This is a genomic window from Paenibacillus sp. MAEPY2, from assembly GCF_000499205.1.
Classification (GTDB): domain Bacteria; phylum Bacillota; class Bacilli; order Paenibacillales; family Paenibacillaceae; genus Paenibacillus; species Paenibacillus vandeheii.
Window position 1 is genome coordinate 271582 of sequence record NZ_AWUK01000010.1, and the last position, 20281, is coordinate 291862.

The window sequence follows — 20281 nt, forward strand, 5'->3', positions numbered from 1 at the left end:
CTTCTTGTATAGCAGATTATAACGTAATCTATTGAAAACGTGTTATTAATATAGTTAAATGATTCTAAGACCGTTATTAAAGGAGATATGATGGAAAACAGTGCCGCACATTTAACTAGACGGAAGCCGAAGAAACCGAAGAAGAGATGGAAGAAACCTTTAATTATCATCCTGAGCACGCTCATTGTGCTAGGGGGACTCGGATTTATCTATCAAAAGCAACTCGTCGTGTTTGCATTTAACCTGTTTGCTTCGGATACCGTAAAGGAAACGCTCGATGAATCCTTCAAGCCGGTTGGCGATAAGGATGCACCCGTTGTAGAACACACCGATCCATTCTCGTTGTTGTTGCTAGGGATTGACCAACGGGATAACGAACCAAGCCGTTCGGATACCATGATCTATTCTGTCGTTCGTCCGGAAGAAAATAAAGTGCTGCTGCTGTCCATTCCGCGTGACTCTTATACCGATATTGTCGGCCGGGATGTGAAATCGAAGATTAATTCAGCCTATGCGCATGGTGAAGCCAAGATGGCGATGGACACTGTGGAGCATCTGTTGGAAAACAAAGTTGATTTCTATGCCGCGATTAATTTTAACGGACTCAAGGATATTGTTGATGCGGTTGGCGGTGTTGAATTGCCGATCAAGAAAAATATTGAGAACAAGATGAAAGCGCATGAGAAGCTGTTTGTGGAAGCGAACAAACCGATCTATAGCGGCGAAGAAGCGCTGGGCTATGTGCGTTACCGGGAAGATTCCGATTTCAATCGGACGATGCGTCACCGTCTTTTCCTCAGTGCATTCATGAATCGTGCACTTGAGGTCAAAAATCTGACCAAGATCCCGGACGTGATCCAGATTGCCGGATCGAATTTTACAACCAACATGAACTCGGATTTCATCGTGAAATTTGCCGAGTCTCTATATATGAAAGACACCACACCAACAATCAGCAATTATATGCTGAAGGGTGAGGGCGCAACGCGCAGCGGAACATGGTACTATGATTTGTCAGAGAGTGATCTGCATTATGTGCGGACCCTGCTTGCTAACTGGCTGGACCCGGATGCCACCGAAATTATGGAGCCGGAGACGACGGATACGAAAGATCCTGCGTAAGCATCGGAGGTACAGTAAGATTACCCCAAAGCTAAGTACCTATGCAGAATCAATATATTTTCTATGAATGAGAGCCCGGGAAGATGATGCTTCCTGGGCTTTTTGTTGTTATCTATTCTGTAAACCCCATTTTATGGCATACATATAGTAAAATATAGGAAATAGATTAAACATCAACCAACGGAGGAAGCTCATGAACGAGTTCAAGGATCGGCTTCACCAGGTTCAGGAGCAGCAGAAGCAGCTGGTAAAGGAATACAATGCGCTGCTCCAGGAGTATCAATCCGATGATCTGATCGTGCAGAATGAACAACTGCGAGCGCAATATGAAGCGCATCAACTCAAGCTGCAGGAGCTTGAAGCACGCACCCGCAAGATGGAGGAAGAGAATGCGCGTCTTCGCATGGCGTTGTCCGAACAGATGCTGGATGAGAAATTGAATCTCATTCGTGTATCCCAGGAGAAGATGGAGACCTATTTTCAAGGAAAGACGAGTGTACATAATGATCGGCTGGCGGCGCATGAACATCGTGCCAAAGTGAATTTGAATGCCATATTCAACAGGGCTTCAGAGGAACTTCAGAGCGACGCCACCGAGATTAAGGAGAGAATTGATTATCTGGCTGCTGAGGTGCAGGAACGAATTGAGCAGCACAGACAGGCCTTGTGGGAGAGAGAAGAGGCGCTGCGCAGGCAGATGCAGCAGGGATACGAGCATATGGCGGAAGAAGGCTTAAGCGAAGAGACCATTCAGCGGCGTATTCGCCAGAACCGGATGGAGATGAAGATTGGCCTAAGCTGGATCAATAAGGTCGCCATTCTGCTTATCATTCTTGGCGTTGGAGCGGCGTTTCAGTACTCCTACGCTACCTGGTTCAACGATGAGATGAAAGGCGGAGCATTCTTCCTGCTCGGTGCACTTATGCTTGCCGGGGGTGAATGGCTGTTCCGGCGCAAACGGCAGACGTTCGCGATGGGGCTGCTGGGAGGCGGGATTTCTGTTCTGTTTGGCTCGATCTTCTATAGTTACTTTTTACTGCATATTATCGGGTTATATACGGGACTTGCCTTGTCGGTGTTGGTTTCAGCCATATCCGTGCTGTTATCGTTGAGGTATCAGTCCAGAACAATCTGCTCACTTGGGTTGGTTGGAGGGTATCTGCCGTTAATCTCCTACATGGCCTATTTCGGCCTTCAAGGTTCGGCTGTATATGTTGCGATGATCTATCTGCTGCTCTTAAACGGGATTATTGTATGGATTTCATTTGGCAAACGGTGGCCGGTTGTGCATTATATCAGTTTTCTGTTCAACACACCGTCCATGCTCATCCTGTTATGGCTCTCGCCAAGTGAGAAGATCGGCATGGTGTATTCTATTGTGACATTTGCATTATATCTCGGCATTACACTGGCGTATCCCTTCAGACATCGGGTGAAATTAACGTGGTGGGACTTCACACTGCTGGCCATGAATACAAGCATCAGCTGTCTGATGTTGTATGTATTGTTCGATGCAGCGGGATGGAATGACGCACAGGGCTTGCTTGCTCTGATTTTCGCTCTGGTTTATCTCGGGCTCGCCCGATTTGTACAGCAGAGGATGCCGCAGGAGAAACAGACTCTTCTATTGTTCTACGTGACTTCCCTGACCTTTGCCATTCTGATTATACCGTTCCAATTTGGGGCAAAGTGGCTGTCCATGGGCTGGCTGATTGAAGGGGTTCTGCTGGTTACGCTCGGACATCTGAAGCGATTTAAGCTGGTGGAGCTTGCCGGATGGGGCATCGTGCTGCTGTGCATGTTTACCTTTGTGTACTATGATGTGCTGGTGCTGTTCATTATGGGGGAGCAATCGTATTTCATGATAAAATACTCCTGCATCACGCTGGGCGCGCTGCTCATTACACTGTATTACGCCTTGGATCGCAATGGCTCCTTGTCGCAAAAGAAACACCACTATGGCCTGACAGAGCTCGGTTTTCTGAATGCATTCAAGTACGTCACACTGGCGAATCTGTGGTTATACGTGCTGTACGAGTCGAATGAATTGTATATGAAAGCCGTCGATGACTCATTCCTGTTATACCTATTCTACAAGTGGCTGATGTTCGCTGCGCTAACCATTGCCATGGCCTATGGGCTGGGCAAAGTGAAGCTGCTGCGTGACCGGATCGTACAATATTATGTCATCTTCCTGCATGCGGTGGGTTGTTGTATTGCACTAGCGGTAACGTTATCCATGCCGGCACTTCAGCCGGATGTTCAGCAGCATACAGCGGCTGAAATCGTAGGTCTGCTTGTGTTGATTATCTTTAACGTGGGTGTGTTCTTTGCAGGAAGGGATCTGCTGATCGCGGCAATCCGCGGGCAGTTTAAGAGCATTGAGTGGTATCCGGTTATCGCAGGGGTCTATCTGCTGGGAGTCATTACTGTGTTCTTGACGATTCAGTTCCATTGGGGAGATGTAGGGCTGCTGTTCAGCCTGATCTATCTGCTGCTTGCGATCCTGTACATTGCCTACGGGTTCCGAAGAAAATATGTAATGATTCGGCGCCTTGGTCTGGGCTTGACGTTGTTCTCCACCGGGAAGATGGTGTTCTATGATGTCGGATTGCTCACATCGGGCAGCAAAATCATTGCCTATTTCAGCTTTGGTGTACTGCTGCTGGGCATTTCCTACCTGTATCAGAAGGTGTCGAGCCGGATGGAGGAAATACAGGCCAGAGAGACCGAACAGCCTAATGAATCGGATCTGCCGGAGGATGAAAAGAACCAATTTTAGGATAGTCGACGGAGCATTTACCATCTTTTGGGGAGGGTACAATATGGGATTTGACCTGAGTATCATGTTATGGCAGTTAGTATGGATTGCTGGTCCTATATCTCTCATTGTGTATGGTTGGAGGAAATTTGGCATCAGGAAAAAGCGGCGTTGATGGCATGTAATTCCGCAGTAGCATCACTTTTGAAAGTAGACATTATCGGATTATATCCCAATCTATCAAGCTGCCGTAGAGAAATATGGAGTTCCTTGGAATCTATTGGCGGCGGTACACCGAATCGAAAACCGGTTCTCTACGTTAGATTCCATGATTAAATCCGTTGGGGCAGAAGGGCACATGCAGGTGCGCCCATAAGGGCATAAAAGAAATCTCCCTTTGACAAGGGAGCAGATCAAACCACAATAATCTGTCACCAACCAACTTATCCGTGAGGGAAACCAATATCGGGGAGTGTAGCATGTTGGGAAAAGCCATAAGTTGCTTAGTTGCCAAAGCACGACTGAATGGCGAGGTGAGATGTTGTAAACAAGGATGAAAGCTAAACTGCGTAAATGATAGTCCGAGGGAGCTAATGGTCCGCTCGTATCGGAAGGTAACTACAAACGATACGCAACCCGATCTTCAACTAAGAAGACACAGCTCATCGAGTTAATTTCATGCTTGGTGAGAGTGGTTCTGGGTTGACCAACCTCAATAAGAGGAAAAGGGCGAACGTCACATTCGATATTACAACAAGTCGGTTCTTTTATGTCTAAATGGGGATTGCCTAAGTTGGAGCGCTCAAATAGAGCTATGACGAACGAGTCTGAATATCCAATAAGGTAACGGAGTTCTCGTAGTAGTCCGAGGTAGAGAGAGAAAGCCTATCACATGGCGAAGGAGAACAGTTTTTCAAGTCTAGCAACCTAATGGAAAGGAGTGTGAGGCTCAATGAGAAGTCCAGAAACCCGTGCTAGACAATCTAGCAAAGCAAGCATTACGTCCAGATTATAAGTTCCAGAGGCTATATAGGAATCTTTACAATTTAGATTTCTATCTAATGGCTTACTCAAAAATTTACGCTAAAGAAGGAAACTTGACTCCTGGTTTTTCGTTGTGTCTGCATCGTGGCTGATCCGCATATCATATCCGAGAAAACGAGCCGATTTACTGGAGTGAGCAGCCCGGCGTTCTGTGTCATTTGAATAAATAGGTTCTAAAGAATTTTTTATCCTGCCCTCGATATCCTTAGAAATATAGGATTTGAAATAGTCTGTAGCGACCTGGGTTGCTTCTTCCAGTACCTGTGATGGTGACTGAGAAGGAGAGGCACTAGCGGAGGGAACAACAGCAACTGTTAAGAGCAAAGACATAGTAAAGATCTTCATTTTTTGCGACCTTCAATATAATCCCTCCAATACTATAATTTGTAATTAAAAATATAGTATGTACGATACTTTTGTAATTGAAAAAAAAACATCTATTCCATATATTTTCTTTCGTGAACTGGTGTTCCTTTAGTGACTTCACCTGTCGCTGTGTTGATTTCGAAAGGTTCCACCAAAACCTTCCACCCATTGTCGCTTTTGAAAACTTTATAAGGGAGTGGTGGTGACTGTTCGTAGCCTTGTCCTGCATATTTTTCGATCACTGAAATCTCTACTTCATTACTGTTGATTTGTTTGATTCCCACAATTTCATACTCAGTAGTAGGATTAGTTTTAAAATCCTTTTCATACCCTTTTTCACGACTTTTCTCATTCAAATAGTTTATATCTTTTGAATAGAACATCATTCCCTCTGCATCCTTAGCAATGTAAGCATCAAAGTACTCAGTTGCTGCCTCCATCGGAGTTTGGGCAACGACTCTTTCTGCGGTTGTTATGGATGCTACTAAAATTGATCCAGCAACAACTCCAGCAAGTAAAAGCGATACTAATTTTTTCCCTTCATGGATCGAGACTCCTTTTCAATGTTATATTCCTAAAGAGTGGAATCTTTAGGTCTACTAAGTATAACGTGTTCGATTATTGGAAAGTTGTAATATGTCTGAGAAATATATTCAGAAGGAGGACATAACTACTGATGGATAAATTTCGAGTTGTTGTTTCAGTACTACTGGTATTAATCACCGTCTTACTGAGTCTTATCTATTTTGAGATGAGACATAGCAACAAAGTACAAGACGGTATTCATAGATATTTGTATAATGCAGATTAAAGCATAATCCCAATAAATCGCCGTTTTCAAAGATGTAAGATATTTGAGGTTAGGGCCGGACACAGCTCAGTAGAAACAGACTCTATATATTTCAAAACAGACAATTCTATTTTCTGGCATGGGTGCTTATAAGAGGAGGGGCAAGACAGAACTAAGCAGATACAGATACAATTATGAAGCAACATTCAATGGGTGGAGAGCGTCAATTAGTAAGGAAGGTACAACAGTTTTAGGAGGAATATTAATGAAAAAGTGGAGTTTGCTTGTAGTACCTTGTCTTTTCTTATTTATTGTTGGTTGCTCTGGCAACGAATCAACCAACCCTGAGAAATGGGATCGTTCAAATGGCTATGTCATTGCAAAAGAAGATCAGAAAATATTGATAGTCAGGCATATACCTGAAACTGGCAACATCTCAGTATCAGAACTTCTCGAACAAAACAAACCTGATGCAATCTGGATAACGCTCAAAAATCCAGAAGTGTATGACACTATAGCAATAGGTGATAATGTTGAGTTAAGTATTGAAGGAGCAATTAAAAAATCCTATCCCGCTCAAGCCAATGCTACGGTTAAAGTCAAGAAATAGTGTCATTTACAATGTTAAAAAACGCTTTTGTGGATTGATTATCCACAAAAGCGTCTTTATTTAAAACGATGAATCAGTATAAACACCGGACATTCCTAAACCATCAAATACACGGCTATACTTCGAAAAGTAATCGTAAACTTCGATGCCATTTTGCTCTAACGATCCTGCATAAACTCCTTCTATACGAGCATAGTTTTTTGTTCCATTGTTAGCGATAGAGTAAACTAACCCTCCACTATCTCCATCAATTGCTCCGGATAGCGTAGTGACAACTACATCTTGTGTATCTCCAGGGATGTTAAAGGAGTTATCAATAACTTGAACTGGACCGAAGCTGGAACCATTACCGGACCGTGCATGGACTCTTACGTAATCTCCTTCTTCTCGGTAATAGCCTGCATAATCCGTTGTACCGATTGTCATAGAATTCCCATTAAGAAAGACGCTTGGAGTCACAGTTACATTAGTTGTATAACGGATATATCCAGCATCAAAGTTACCAAGCAAACTTCCATTAGACATGTTCCCGATAGCGGCAGTTCCATCCGATTTATCATACCAAGTACCATTTCCACAATGCCCTGCTATAACGCCGACATCGTTCCCATTGGCACGCCCATTGAAACCAAGGCTACACTGATATTCACCGCCCGTGACAGTTCTCTCAACTTGTTCACCAGCGTAAAGATTGTAGGCTTTTTGCTTAATAGCAAGATCGCCAAATACCCAATTAACCATATCTTCATCAATATGTTTAAGTATTGTTTCCTTATTGTTTTTGAAATTTTCCTCCGTGATGTAGACATTCACTTTATTCTTTTCTGCACTAATTCCGACTCCTTCAAGACCTAATTCTACTGCTAAAGCAGCTAATGCTTCCTTAGAGGAATACAATTTCTCCTTGGAATATTTCACTTTCTGAATTTTGGTTTTATCTTTGAACTTTGCGATACTTTTGATTTTTTCTTCATTAGCAAGTGACGTGTCTGTCAGTAGAACAACATTATAGCCATCTTCATCGGTATATACTCCACCGTAGATGTCCTCCATATTAGAGGTGACAAATGCTTGTACCTGTGCACGATCATCAAGTATTTCAGTTTTCACGTTGTTGACCTCTGAAAAAGTTTGCATTACAGCATTTTGTGGTGCAGGGCCTGCCTCAATGGGGATTTCCCTTTAATCCAGGAACGCCCTTGCTTCAGAATTAATTTTCAATTGTATATGGCTGGAGCTTTCTTCCACGATGGTCCACCATATGCGTGTTTTTTGGCATCCCATTGCAACGTGACTTCCAGACTTTGATCATGCGAAGTATCCCCTACGCTACTGCCTTTAGAGAATAGATGTTGTTCAATCCAACGTATGCTCTCTTCGGGAATAATCGGCTTGTCCCAATGATTTTCATAGAAGATTCGATCAAAGAACGCCAGACGAATTTTCGTTGCAATGTGTTCAATTGAATTTTGAACACCTGGTGGAGAATAGGATGTAATGATGATTGTAACTAACTTACCCTCACGTAAATCATCATCCTGCCCGACTCGTATTTCTACATCGCATTCATAAACCTTGACTTCCCCTGCATCATTTGGGAACTTATCAGTATCCATATCATAGAACTGCATTAAAATGAGGCTCTTGAGCGCTACTTTTTAGCGTCCAGGGGCCTTATTCTGATGAACGGATTAGGATCTAATCCTCATCTAACATGGCATGATCCAGCATAAGATGACATTCGTGAAACGTTTTTTGTGGTGATCACGTTATAATAGAGTATACTTACGGCTGGGTGTTCAGTTGCAACCATGAAGTTTCGGTTGTGGTGGTGCCTTTAAGTGACTCTTCGGGATTATCATTGATGCGGGAGAGCACTGTTAATGTAATGGACAGGGTGAAGGCGAGCAGCACATATATGAAAATGTTTTTTTTATTCATGGTGAGGTACCTCTCTTGTTGATGGGCTAAGGCGTGCATACGACGGTTATGAGAAAAAAGGCACAACGTCTGGTATAGTAGAGAAAAGCATATAACGATGCCTGTATACACTATATAAATTATTATGACTGCAAACAATGGAACAAATCTGATGAATTTATCATTATGTATGAACGGAACGCTCATAGAGATCGAGTGATATTTGAAGGTGGGAGAATAACATGCGGGAGACGGCAAAAATCGTCATTCGTACGCCAGGGCAGGAAAGTGACGGTTCGTTCGCTTATGTCAGCCAGGGGCGCTCCATTACAGTGGGGCGTTATACGGGTGGAGATGAATTGGACTTGTCTGTCTACAATCAGTTGATATCGAAGCGGCATTGCCGCATTCATTATGATGAGCAGCATCAGCTGTGGATTGAGGATCTGGATAGCAAAAATGGAACGGAATTGAACGGGCAGCGCCTCGTTCCCTATGAGAAATACCCCTTTGCCGAGGGAGACAGCCTGACTCTGGTCAACGGCTTGATCCAGCTTCGCACAGAGGGAGATCTTGAAGAAACGAGAGAATATCGGATATCCGATCTGCTGGGCGAGGGTGTGCGTTTGCAGGATCACCTGCAAACCGTGCAGATTGGCGAGGTGGAGATTCCACTGTCCAAGAAGGAGTACCAGCTGTTCAAGCTGCTCTACAGTCAGTTGGACCACTTTGTGACCCGGGAGCAGATTGTCGGGCAAGTGTGGCCGGAGCGAAGCATGCTGGAGAGTGAGTCGGTAGGCATTGACGAGATTAACTCGCTGATCTACCGGACGAATCGCAAGCTGGGGGTTCATTTTACAATCAAGTCGGTCTACAAAAAAGGGGTATACATGAAGTCCCATGTACCGGATTGAATGCGTGGAATGAGCAGCAGGATGGAATAAGAGTAAGCCATAATGGAATAAAAAGAAGGAAGCTTCTGCCAGGTCTTGTTTGGACCCGGGGAAGCTTCTTTTGTTATGATGAAGGTGCGATTACCACTTTTTTTATTAAATCCAAAGGGTTGAGGTTATGTTCATATTTCAATTTATACCATGGCTGATTGCTGTGGTGACACTTATATCTGTGATATCTATCGTGCTGGTCAGTTGGAAAAACGGAATCTCGCCGATGCCGACTTCCCGCCTTGTCAGGCATACGGTCATCCGAGAGGTTAATCGTATTCCAGGCTACGGCGATGTTATTGAAGCGGGCTCCGGGTGGGGAACGTTGGCACTGGACGTGGTTAGGCATTGCCCTGGTAAACGGCTTACGGGTATTGAGAATTCTATCGTTCCCTTGTGGGCTTCCCAACTGTTTGCTTTTCTAAGTGTCCGCTTGCGGAGAGTGAAGGGAAAACGCCATTCTCTGGAGGGACGGCTGCGATTTGTTCGTGGCAACATCTATACCCGTTCATATGAACATGCAGATTGCGTTATCTGTTACTTGTTCCCTGGTGCGATGGATCGGCTCGTGGACAAATTCAGCCGTGAGCTGCCGCCAGGAGCAAAGGTAATTAGTGTCTGTTTTGCACTTCCAGGCAAGGTGCCCCTACGGACAATCACGTGCCGGGATACGTTACGGACCAAGGTGTATGTGTATACGTTCTAAGCGCTAACGGGCCAGAACAAAGACACTCGGTTAGAGGTGAATATGTTAAATATTATTTTTAACTAATAGCCCAACTTGGATTGCTACTGTTTCAGTACTTCCTGTTAATTCTTCCAAAACAAAAGATTCCATAACCCCAACAACAGCCATGCCTAAAAATTTCAAAACAATATTTTTATCGAATTGTTTATTCTCAGTGGATGAAGCATCTAGCCTTTTTTCAATATCATTCATAACAAACTTTAAAAGTTTTTTTCTAAAAGAAAAGGTACTCGTGCTTTTAAAGAGCGATGCAAAGAAATTTTTATGTGTTTCAAAATATTCAAACCATGTTACAGAACCTTTATAAAAATCAACATTCTGCTTATATTCACATATCTCCTCGAGTTCTTTCAAATGACAATCTACAATGTGGTCTAATAAGTCATATTTATCTACATAGTGTAAATAGAACGTTTTTCTACCCAGATCAGCTTTCTCTGCAATATCTTTAACGGTAATATCATCAAACCCTATTTCGATTAACATTTCTAAAAAGGCTGATTGAATAGCTTTTTGTGATTTTAGTTTTCTACGATCTATTGTACTCATAAATAAAACTCCCTTTATTTAATACACAGTTTTTAAATCGTGTGTATTAAAACTCAAAGTTGAGAATGTGGTCATTGATGTTTTCAATTATGCACCTTAATATTATACATCTGGTCATTAATACACACAAGAGTAACAGCGGTAGTAACAAAAAACAATAGATAAGTAAGGGCATCAAACAAAATATAATTTCCAATATTTTTTTACAAAAAGGAGAAAAAACATGAAAAAATCAGTAGCTTTTAAAAATGGTCAGTTAAACATGGCGGGTAACCTTTACTTGCCAGAAGGATTCGATGAAAGTAAAAAATATTCTGGGATTGTTGTTGTACACCCTGGTGGAGGAGTAAAAGAACAAACGGCAGGTCTATATGCACAAAAACTTTCTGACAAAGGTTATGTTGCATTAGCATATGATGCATCTCATCAGGGAGAAAGCGAAGGAGAACCACGTTTGCTTGAAGACCCGTATGTCCGAGTGGAAGATGTACGCTCTGCTGTGGATTATGTAACAACCCTTCCGTTTGTTGACCAAGAAAAGATTGGAGCACTTGGTATTTGTGCCGGTGGCGGTTATGCCGTAGTTGCAGCCCAAACTGAACGTCGCATCAAAGCATTAGCAACGGTTAGTGCAGTTGATATCGGTGCTATGTTCCGGGAAGAAACAGGCAGCATTGAAGCACAATTGCAAACACTTGAAGCGGTTGCGAAACAGCGTACTGCAGAAGCAAATGGAGCAGAATCCGTGTTCCAGAATTATGTGCCCGATTCCCCTGAAGCATTTGATGAACATACACCATCGTATTTACGGGAACGTTATGAATACTACAGAACACCAAGAGCCCAGCATCCAAACTCAAGTAATCGGTTTTTGTTAACTAGCGTTAACAAAATCTTGTCATTTTCTGCAATAGACGAAAAAATCAGTAATTTCTTAACACAACCGCTTTTGATAATCGCAGGTACGGAGGCAGAAGACACACGAGATTACAGTAAACAGGTTTTTGAATTATCGAACGGATCAAAAGAATTGTTCTGGGTTGAGGGTGCGACACATATCTCTCTGTACGATAAAGATGTGGATCGAGCTGTACCGAAGTTAACAGAGTTCTTTGGCAATAATCTTTAAGAAGATATTATTCATAGAACATATAAAATGAAGAAACCCAGCAATCTTCGCATGAAGGTAGCTGGGTTTTTGACTGAAGTTTTAACTTACTTCGCGGTATCCGTAGTGCCCGTTGTTCCTGTGGTATCGGTTGTTGTGCCCGATGTACCGGACTCTGTTCTGTTTCTTCCGCCTCCGAAACCACCTTGGCCACGGCCTCCGCCTGGACCACCCATACCTGAATTGGCAGTTGTTACACCAGATTCATTCACCCAAGTTACGTTGCTTGTGGATTGGAAGGCAACGACTTTGGTTCCGCCACTATACGTTCCGTCTGTATAGAGTCCATCCACTGCTTTGCCAGTCGATGTTCCGCCGGAGTAGATCACATAAGAACCGTCTTTTTTCAGATCCGGGGAGCTAATAACTACCGTTTGATAATCTTTCGCTGGAGCAAAGGTCAGGATATTGTTGCCTTCGCTATCTTCCACATGCACTAGTGTTCCTGCTTTTAGCGTTTCAGGGAACGTCATGGCAATGGTATTTTGAGTCGATGCTTCAGATGTTGCCTGAGCCATACCTGAGCTTCCCGCTGAGACAAGATATCCGCCGCTCAGCTCGAAGTTACCGTCATAATCCAGTGCTCCGTTGCCATTGTCTGTTGGACCGTTCACAATGACGGTTCCGTCTGTCATATAGATGGAGCCATTTGAATCCAGTCCATCGCCGCCAGCATTGACGGTGAGAGAACCGCCGTTGATATGAAGCGCACTGTTGCTGGCAGATTCACCCGGCATACCACCTGGAGCACCGCCTTGTGGGCGAGTATTGCTATTCGCGTCTGTACTTTGATCTGCTTGATTCGTAGTTGATGTTGTGCCAGTCGTCTCTGTAACAGAAATGTTGGAGACTGCAGTTGTATCGGCTCCTTGAGTGCTATCATCTGCAGTGGTTGCTGCATCCGCATCAGCGTCAGTTGCAGTTATTTCACCGGAAGCATTCACGCCATCATCTGATGCAGTTACATCCACATCCCCATCGTTCAGGGTGATGATTGCACCTTCAAGGCCTTCATAACTCTTGGCAATCACGATCGTTCCGCCGTTAATGGTAAGCGCCTGATCTGCATGAATGCCGTCATCACCGGATTCAATGCTGAATTTGCCGTCGTTCACCGTCACATTGTTGTTGCTGTGCAGGGAATCATCCATGGAATCGATCGTATACGTACCGCCATTGACGGTAAGGTCAGCCCCGGCTTTAAGTGCTTTGGCACTCGTTGTTTCTTCTTCTGTTGTTGTTGTGCTTGTGTCTGCATCTGCATTGGAATCAGCAGGTGCTGTTGCATTGGTCGAGCTGGATGGAGCTGCGCCTGTTGCGTTCGTTCCATCATTGCTTGGCATACCGGCAGGTGGTTCTCCATCCGGTGGTGTGCCCATATCGGTTGGAGGTGTACCGCCACCCCATCCACCGCCACCGCCGCCAAATGGTCCTTCTTCTACTTTGGCTGGTGCATTGGCACTGCCGCCTCCGGTTACGATGTTATATGTGCCGCCATCGGTAACCAATGCGGTCTCCGCTTGAATGCCGTCGCTACCGCTGTTGATGTTGAATGTACCTCCAGAAATGGCAACGAAGCCTTTGGTCGTATCCGTATCGTTTGTGGATTTGATGCCGTCACCTTCTGAATTAACGGTAATTGTACCGGCTTGAATCGCTACCATATCTTTACCTTTGATGCCGTCATCGGCAGATTTGACGTTGATTGTGCCACTGATGATTTTCAAATCATCCTTGCTCGTAATACCTTCATTGTAATTACCTGTAACCGTCAGCTTGCCTGTACCATTGAACGTCAGATCTGCCTTGCTGAAGAAGGCTGCATCCGGCTCATCCGTTGTATCGTCTGCATATACGTATGTCTTGCCATCGGAGACAGCATTCTCGGTTCCTTCCTCCAGCGTAATGATGGCTTTGCCCGCTTTCTGGATATAGATGGCTGCACTGTCGTTATCATTGATGGTTGCCCCGTTTAATACCAGATGTACGGTACCCTTATCTGCAACATTGACTACAATCTGTCCATCCGTAAGCTTGCCGCTAAGGACATAAGTACCCGCTGCGGAGATGGTTACCGATCCGTTTGCTGCTTTTGCACCTGATCCTGTGATGGAAGCGGTCGTACCGTTCAACTTGATCGTTGTGGAATCCGTTGCACTCCAGCTAACATTGGTATCATCTGCATCCAGAGTGACCAGATCGGCATACTTCACCGAGGTTTGTTCACTAACGGATACGGTTTTGGTTGTCCCTGTCGTTGACACTGCGGCATTTGCGGTGCTGCTGGTTGCTGCCGGAGAGCTGCATGCTGTAACCATTGCCGTAATCATCGCGACGGACCACAGTTTGCTGCCAGTTATAATTTTCTTTTTCATATTATATCGTTCCCTTCGAATTTTAATATTCAGTGGTTGTTGGACTCATGGTTAACGAGATATCCAGATTACCGTTACGGGTACGGATCATATCGAGAAATTCTTTTTGATTGACACTTTCATGAATGTTGACGTTGTAGACCAGCTCGTACAGACTGCCAAGCTCGGTTGTTCTGATTTTTTTGAGCTCATGAACCACATTGAATTTGTGGAATACTTCGTCGAGCGCTTCTTCGTAACTCAGATTCTCGGGAATGGTCACTTTCAATGTTTTTTGCTGGCTTTTCTTCGCTCCGAAGTTGAAGCGGCTCAGGACAAACATCAGTACACACAGGATGATGGTAAACAGTACAGCATAACCGAATGCGCCTACACCGCAGGCAAGACCGGAAGCCATGGTGAACAAAACGTAAGCAATGTCTTTCGGGTCACCAGGCGCACTTCTGAATCGGATGATGGAGAAGGCACCGGCCAGGCTGAATGCACGGGCAATGTTGCTGCCGATCAGAAGAATGATAATGGCTACGATGACGGGCAAGACAACCATCGTTAGCGTAAAGCTCTGGGAGTATGTGCTTTGATTCGTCTTCATGTATGTCAGGCTGATAATGGCCCCCATAATGATGGCAAGGCCGATGGTAACGATGGCATTGCTGAAGGTCAGAGTTGTATCGGTTAGTGCAGAACTAAAGATGGAATCAAGCATACAGGACACGCTCTCTTTCTGTGATTGTTTTTTCTTGTTGGATGGATGGGTTGAAATCGGTACCCGGCAGCAATTCTCGTTCAGTCTGGTAGTTCAGATTGGTTGTTCTGGCCAGATGTCTGTACTCATTGCCGTATTTCGAGAATCCGGTGCGATAAAGACCGTGTTCGGATAACAGTTGGGAGAGCCACATCGGAACGGTTTTCTCGGCTTTGACTTCCATCAGCCAGCGCCCGTCTTTCACCAGCGGCTCACCGTAATCTCCCTGCTCCAGCTTCAGATCGTATCTGCGACTGCGGATGTTGGTATCAAAGGTGATGCGGAGATCGCGGCTGTTCTTATCGAATAGAGCCTTGCGTTCATACGCCAGATAGACCTTCGGTTCGAGATCGTACAGCCGTAGGAAGTATTTGATCTCTTCGAGGACCTGTTTGTTCATGTAATCCGCCAGATCAGGTGCCTTGCCTGTCTGAACGAATTCGTATGCCTCGTCCAGCTTCAGGGCAGTTCGGCGTTTGTTCACCAGGCCAAATACTTTCTTTTTGATCTCCAGATAGACCTTCGCATTTTCTTCAGGTACTCCGTATGCCCGCAGTCTCAGCTTCTCCTTGTATTTGGGCTTGGAGAGACTGGCGCGGATCAGGGAATCCTGCGGAGTGTCGAAGTACAGGTTGCTGATGGAGTAGAACTCGTGTTTCTTGTTAAAGGCATCCAGCTCCATATATTTCAGCAGGTCGGTGTAAAAGTTCTCGTATTGCTCATCCGTCAGGAGATACTTGCTCTCATATCGGTTGAATACTTCAATTGCCATTGGGATTCAGTCCTTTCATCCATGTTTTGTATGTTTTGATTCCTCGTGTATTGCTTCCATGTCTGTATCTTAGAGCGCCAACCTTGAATGAATCTTAAATGAATGATTTTACATTCCGTTGATCTTTTTTTACTTTCCTTTAATAGTCCGCGAAAAAAGTTGAATTAAGATTGATTCAAGGTTCGGTTGCTACAATCGTTGGTATAATAGATTGACATATATCGAAACCAATTCATGCAGAGGAATGAAGAACCGATGAGAATACTTATTGCGGAAGATGAGGTTCATTTGGCAGAAGCCGTATCGCAAATATTGAAAAAACACAATTACTCTGTAGACATGGTGCATGACGGGAGAGCGGGTCTGGATTATGCGTTGAGCGGAATCTATGATCTATTACTGCTCGACATCATGATGCCGGAAATGGACGGGATTACCGTGCTGAAGAAACTGCGCAGCGAAGGCAATCATACGCCCGTCATTCTGCTCACAGCCAAAGGAGAAATTTCAGACAAAGTGACCGGGCTGGATTATGGAGCCGATGATTATATAGCGAAGCCCTTTGCGACGGAGGAATTGCTCGCCCGGATTCGGGCCGCTCTGAGAAGGAAGGGAGAAGTTGTTCCGGAGGATGGACTGAAGTTCGGTGACATCGAACTGAATACGACGCAGCTGAAGCTGAGTGTGCAAGGCAAGGAAATCAAGCTGAATCTGAAGGAAAATGAGCTGCTGGAACTGCTGATTACGCGCAAACAGGCCATTACCTCCAAAGAGCAGATTATTGAGAAGTTATGGGGTTTCGATTCGGAAGTGGAGTATAACAATGTGGAGGTGTACATCTCGTTTTTGCGCAAAAAATTAACCTTCCTGAACTCTTCGGTCCGCATTAATACGATTCGGGGTGTGGGGTACGTACTTGAGGTGACGTCCTGATGTTCAAGAAACTCAGAAACCGATTTCTGATCGTGAACCTGGTATCCATCTCGATTATGATGCTGGTTGCCTTTGCCACGATCTACATGATTACGTACCAGAATGTGCAGCGGGAAACCAATATGGAGCTGTTCAAAGTATCGGATTTCTATCATGGTCCGTACAATTCCACCAAAATGCAGCGTGGAGAAGATCGGGATTCGGGAACGGGGTCCCCCCCATCTGACTCTATAGAAAACGGAGCTCCAGGGAGTGATCCGAATTCACCGCCAGGGCGTTCCGTGTCGTTCATGATCAAGACAGACACTGCATGGACAATTACGGATACGCACTCCAGATTTGATATGGACGACACGTTCTATACCGAAGCATTGCAAAAGGTGAATAAAGTCGATAATCTGGACCGGAAGACCGGTCAGTTTACGCTGAATGGGACGGACTGGGCGTATGTAATCGATCCGAGCAGCACCGGGCACATGATTGTGTTCATGGATGTGACAGCCCAACAGGGTATCCTTACGAATCTGATTTATACGTTTGCCATCGTAGGTTTGATCATGCTGATCGCCATCTACTTCCTGAGCCGCTATTTCGCCAATCGTTCCATTACCCCGGTCAAGGAAGCCTTCGAGAAACAAAAGCAGTTCATAGCCGATGCTTCGCATGAACTGAAAACGCCGCTGGCTATCATTAATACCAACACGGATGTGCTGCTTGCGAACCGGGAGGATACGATTGAGAACCAGGCCAAATGGCTGCTTTATATCAAATCGGAAACGGAACGCATGTCGGGACTAACGAATGATCTGTTATATCTGACTCAAATTGATGATTCGCGATCATCGATGATTCATGCCAAGTTCAATATGAGCGATGCAGTGGAAACGATCATTTTGACGATGGAAGCGGTCATTTTCGAGAAAAATATATCTCTGGACTACAGCATTGAGCCGCAGCTCATGGTCCATGGCAACAGCGAACAGATCAAACAGGTCATTCTCATCCTGCTTGATAATGCCGTGAAATACTCCAGAGCCAAAGGCTCGGTCAACGTATCGTTGAAGAAACAGAACAACGACGTTGTGCTGGCCGTTTCCAACACGGGAGAGGGCATCGCGCCTGAACATCTGGACCGAATCTTCGATCGCTTCTATCGCACGGATGCCTCCAGAGCACGCAAACATGGTGGACATGGACTGGGTCTTGCGATTGCAAGGTCGATCGTGGAACAGCACAAAGGCGAGATATATGCACGCAGTGTGGTGGGGGAAGGCGCAACATTCTACGTTCGTTTATCCTAGGGATAAGGAATAAGACATGTCTGTTGTGGGTTAACCTATGCTACAATGGCAACAGTATGTATGAATCAAGGAGCTGACTTTATCGTGACTGAAGCAAATTCAATCAATGAACAGGAAATGAAGGCATATATTGCGGAGAAGACGAAGGCAAGCGAAGCAAATATCGCTCTGGTCCTGAAGCATGAGCAGGCGTATATTAACAAGGCGCATGAAAATGCCAAAGGCGATGTGGATATCGACGGTGATGATCTGGCCGATTACATTCTGAGCCGCAAAGATGTAAAGCTCGACGAGCTCACCGTGGAAGGCATTTTGGATGCCGAAATGGACTATTTGATGGAAAAAGGTCTCGCAGGCTACGTGGATTAACACGGTTTAGTTTTGCGGTTGTGCACCCGGTGTTTGATTTCAAAGAAATGACCTCAGCTTCCACGTTACGGTGGATGTTGAGGTCATTTTGACTTTCATCGGGGCGGGCCTTATAGGTAAGCCCCGTTTCTAAGCACTCTTTTTCCAACTAACTGCTTATTGACCCATCATACCGCCATCGACCGTATAGAGTGAAGCGGTGACATAAGAAGCTTCTTCCGATAACAGGAAGTTCATAATTGCCGCAACTTCTTCCGGCTCACCATAGCGGCCCATCGGAATGCTGGCTACGGTAGCGGATTGATAATCGTCCACGTTACCGGAATTTGCCTCGATTTGGCGCATCATGCGGGTATTAATGGTGCCTGGCAATACCGCGTTGACCCGGATACCATGAGGTGCGAGTTCATTCGCTGCTGTGCGAGTGAGGCCAATAACAGCATGTTTGGACATAATATAGGGAGAGACAGCTGGAGCTCCCATCAGACCTGCAAGGGAAGAGGTATTCAGAATCGCGCCTGATTTTTGTTTTTTCATGACAGGGATAACGTTCTGAAGACCAAGGAAGACTCCACGCACATTGACGTTATATACGAGGTCGAGGGCTTCAACACTAAGGTCTTCAATAAGCCCTGTCGGACCTTCAATCCCAGCATTATTGGCAAAATAATCGATTCGGCCAAACGCATCAAGTGCTTGCTGCACATAGTTTTTCACATCGGCTTCCTGAGATACGTTGGCTTTCACCGCAATGACGTGCTCCTTGTCGAGTTGCAGATCCGTAATGGTTTGCTGGATGGCTTCCTCGTTCAGATCAACCAGTACCAGATTAATTTTGCGTTCAGCAAGGCGACGTGCCAGTTCTTTACCGATGCCTCCGGCTGCTCCTGTAATAACGGCTGTTTGGGTATAGGATGTACTCATGAGTGTTCCGCTCCTTCTATCATTAAGATCAGGTGAACTGTGAAAAAACAGTGAACCTGTCGTCTATCGTTCCTATCTCAATGTTAAGATATACATAGAAATGTGACAATCATCATTGACAGCGCATATGTCAGCTATCGGACAGAGATGTAAGCGGTGTTCATTTAGGTTACAATAATGGACAGAGGAGGTGGAAATGTTGATTATCGAACACCCTCAGGATCGGAGAGCACGAAGAACGCAGGATGCTATCATTGCTGCGGCAGTTTCTTTGATATTGGAAAAGGGAGCTGAAGCCGTCACGATTCGTGACATTACGGAGCGGGCGGATTACAACCGGGGAACGTTCTATTTACATTTTCCCGGCAAACCCGAGCTGTTGCAATTTATCCTGGATGATTTCATGCAGGGAGTTGGACAAGCTTATGCTTCACCTTATGCGGAGTTAAAAGAAGTGGATATGACGGCATTGCTGCCATCAACAATGCCTGTGTTTAAATATATTGAAGCGCACCAGGACATCTTTCGAGCCTTGATGACGATGCATGGTGATATGGGAACCAGACTCTTCAATATGTTCAGAACCTACTTAACTGAGGATTTTGTACTGGTGACCGAAGACAGCGACTACACCATTAATTATGACATTATGCTGAGTTATCTGGTATCTGCCACCGTTGGTGTGATTATGCACTGGGCAGAGATTGGGTTCAAGTATTCTTCCCATTACATGGGGGAGCAGCTGACTGCACTGATAAACATTAAACCGACCCGTCTCCTGATTGAACCAGGGCAGAAGGGTCGGACCATTCATGAACGCAAGCTGCAGGACTGAATAAC

20 protein-coding genes and 2 pseudogenes are annotated in these 20281 nt (G+C 45.0%); 12 read left to right on the forward strand and 10 right to left on the reverse strand.

Annotated elements, in window-relative coordinates; all coding sequences use genetic code 11:
• Window positions 1-87: 87 nt before the first annotated feature.
• From P364_RS0108660 to P364_RS38595, 4 genes and pseudogenes are all read left to right on the forward strand, one after another.
• A complete protein-coding gene (locus P364_RS0108660; RefSeq protein WP_328285954.1) occupies window positions 88-1122 on the forward strand; it encodes an LCP family protein in 1035 nt (344 codons plus the stop codon).
• A 193-nt stretch (window positions 1123-1315) separates the two neighbouring features.
• Window positions 1316-3904: a DUF2339 domain-containing protein gene (locus P364_RS0108665; protein WP_024629744.1), complete on the forward strand. Its 2589-nt coding sequence runs from the start codon at window positions 1316-1318 to the stop codon at window positions 3902-3904.
• Window positions 3905-4109: 205 nt separating this feature from the next.
• Window positions 4110-4256: pseudogene (locus tag P364_RS38680) on the forward strand (peptidoglycan DD-metalloendopeptidase family protein); the annotation flags it as partial.
• 579 nt (window positions 4257-4835) lie between these two features.
• Window positions 4836-4992 (forward strand): annotated as a pseudogene (locus tag P364_RS38595) (maturase); the annotation flags it as partial.
• On the opposite strand, the gene P364_RS0108675 reads toward P364_RS38595, so the two are convergent.
• Both P364_RS0108675 and P364_RS0108680 read right to left on the reverse strand, forming a co-directional pair.
• Complete coding sequence (locus tag P364_RS0108675) at window positions 4967-5272, reverse strand: hypothetical protein (protein ID WP_024629745.1); 306 nt, start codon at window positions 5270-5272, stop codon at window positions 4967-4969. The pseudogene P364_RS38595 and the gene P364_RS0108675 sit on opposite strands and share 26 nt — an antisense overlap.
• 92 nt (window positions 5273-5364) lie before the next feature.
• On the reverse strand, window positions 5365-5733 hold the full coding sequence (locus P364_RS0108680) for a hypothetical protein (RefSeq protein ID WP_024629746.1): 369 nt from the start codon (window positions 5731-5733) through the stop codon (window positions 5365-5367).
• A 615-nt stretch (window positions 5734-6348) separates the two neighbouring features.
• Between P364_RS0108680 and P364_RS0108690 the strand changes: the two genes are divergently transcribed.
• Window positions 6349-6693, forward strand: coding sequence for a DUF3221 domain-containing protein (locus P364_RS0108690; RefSeq protein WP_024629747.1), 345 nt, complete (start codon window positions 6349-6351; stop codon window positions 6691-6693).
• A gap of 60 nt (window positions 6694-6753) precedes the next feature.
• Here the strand turns inward: P364_RS0108690 and P364_RS0108695 are convergent, their stop codons facing one another.
• From P364_RS0108695 to P364_RS37530, 3 genes are all read right to left on the reverse strand, one after another.
• Window positions 6754-7803 (reverse strand): hypothetical protein, encoded by a 1050-nt coding sequence (locus tag P364_RS0108695; RefSeq protein ID WP_024634549.1) that lies wholly within the window; start codon window positions 7801-7803, stop codon window positions 6754-6756.
• A gap of 107 nt (window positions 7804-7910) precedes the next feature.
• Window positions 7911-8309, reverse strand: a complete 399-nt coding sequence (locus P364_RS0108700) for a hypothetical protein (protein WP_152532685.1) — start codon at window positions 8307-8309, stop codon at window positions 7911-7913.
• Between the two features lie 169 nt (window positions 8310-8478).
• Window positions 8479-8634 carry a hypothetical protein gene (locus P364_RS37530; RefSeq protein WP_161634226.1) on the reverse strand — a complete coding sequence of 52 codons (156 nt, stop codon included), beginning with the start codon at window positions 8632-8634 and terminating at the stop codon, window positions 8479-8481.
• Between the two features lie 221 nt (window positions 8635-8855).
• Between P364_RS37530 and P364_RS0108710 the strand changes: the two genes are divergently transcribed.
• A complete protein-coding gene (locus P364_RS0108710) occupies window positions 8856-9527 on the forward strand; it encodes an FHA domain-containing protein (protein ID WP_024629750.1) in 672 nt (223 codons plus the stop codon).
• Window positions 9528-9684: 157 nt separating this feature from the next.
• Window positions 9685-10263 carry a class I SAM-dependent methyltransferase gene (locus tag P364_RS0108715; protein ID WP_024629751.1) on the forward strand — a complete coding sequence of 193 codons (579 nt, stop codon included), beginning with the start codon at window positions 9685-9687 and terminating at the stop codon, window positions 10261-10263.
• 45 nt (window positions 10264-10308) lie between these two features.
• Here the strand turns inward: P364_RS0108715 and P364_RS0108720 are convergent, their stop codons facing one another.
• Complete coding sequence (locus tag P364_RS0108720; protein ID WP_024629752.1) at window positions 10309-10854, reverse strand: TetR/AcrR family transcriptional regulator; 546 nt, start codon at window positions 10852-10854, stop codon at window positions 10309-10311.
• Between the two features lie 223 nt (window positions 10855-11077).
• Here P364_RS0108720 and P364_RS0108725 point away from each other — a divergent pair, with 223 nt between their 5' ends.
• Complete coding sequence (locus P364_RS0108725; protein WP_024629753.1) at window positions 11078-11983, forward strand: alpha/beta hydrolase; 906 nt, start codon at window positions 11078-11080, stop codon at window positions 11981-11983.
• Between the two features lie 86 nt (window positions 11984-12069).
• On the opposite strand, the gene P364_RS0108730 is transcribed toward P364_RS0108725, so the two are convergent.
• The 3 genes from P364_RS0108730 to P364_RS0108740 are packed head-to-tail and all read right to left on the reverse strand — an operon-like array spanning window position 12070 to window position 15914.
• A complete protein-coding gene (locus P364_RS0108730; protein ID WP_024629754.1) occupies window positions 12070-14397 on the reverse strand; it encodes a carbohydrate-binding domain-containing protein in 2328 nt (775 codons plus the stop codon).
• 22 nt (window positions 14398-14419) lie between these two features.
• Complete coding sequence (locus tag P364_RS0108735; RefSeq protein ID WP_024629755.1) at window positions 14420-15103, reverse strand: DUF4956 domain-containing protein; 684 nt, start codon at window positions 15101-15103, stop codon at window positions 14420-14422.
• Window positions 15096-15914, reverse strand: a complete 819-nt coding sequence (locus P364_RS0108740; protein WP_024629756.1) for a polyphosphate polymerase domain-containing protein — start codon at window positions 15912-15914, stop codon at window positions 15096-15098. The genes P364_RS0108735 and P364_RS0108740 overlap by 8 nt, the downstream gene beginning before the upstream one ends.
• A gap of 255 nt (window positions 15915-16169) precedes the next feature.
• Between P364_RS0108740 and P364_RS0108745 the strand changes: the two genes are divergently transcribed.
• The 3 genes from P364_RS0108745 to P364_RS0108755 are packed head-to-tail and all read left to right on the forward strand — an operon-like array spanning window position 16170 to window position 18517.
• Window positions 16170-16847: a response regulator transcription factor gene (locus tag P364_RS0108745; protein ID WP_024629757.1), complete on the forward strand. Its 678-nt coding sequence runs from the start codon at window positions 16170-16172 to the stop codon at window positions 16845-16847.
• Window positions 16847-18148 carry a sensor histidine kinase gene (locus P364_RS0108750; protein WP_024629758.1) on the forward strand — a complete coding sequence of 434 codons (1302 nt, stop codon included), beginning with the start codon at window positions 16847-16849 and terminating at the stop codon, window positions 18146-18148. The genes P364_RS0108745 and P364_RS0108750 overlap by 1 nt, the downstream gene beginning before the upstream one ends.
• 60 nt (window positions 18149-18208) lie before the next feature.
• Entirely contained in the window at window positions 18209-18517 is a 309-nt protein-coding gene (locus P364_RS0108755; protein ID WP_052016567.1) for a hypothetical protein, read from the forward strand.
• A 156-nt stretch (window positions 18518-18673) separates the two neighbouring features.
• Here the strand turns inward: P364_RS0108755 and P364_RS0108760 are convergent, their stop codons facing one another.
• Window positions 18674-19441 (reverse strand): SDR family NAD(P)-dependent oxidoreductase, encoded by a 768-nt coding sequence (locus P364_RS0108760; protein WP_024629760.1) that lies wholly within the window; start codon window positions 19439-19441, stop codon window positions 18674-18676.
• 196 nt (window positions 19442-19637) lie between these two features.
• Between P364_RS0108760 and P364_RS0108765 the strand changes: the two genes are divergently transcribed.
• Window positions 19638-20276, forward strand: coding sequence for a TetR/AcrR family transcriptional regulator (locus tag P364_RS0108765; protein ID WP_024629761.1), 639 nt, complete (start codon window positions 19638-19640; stop codon window positions 20274-20276).
• Window positions 20277-20281 lie beyond the last annotated feature (5 nt).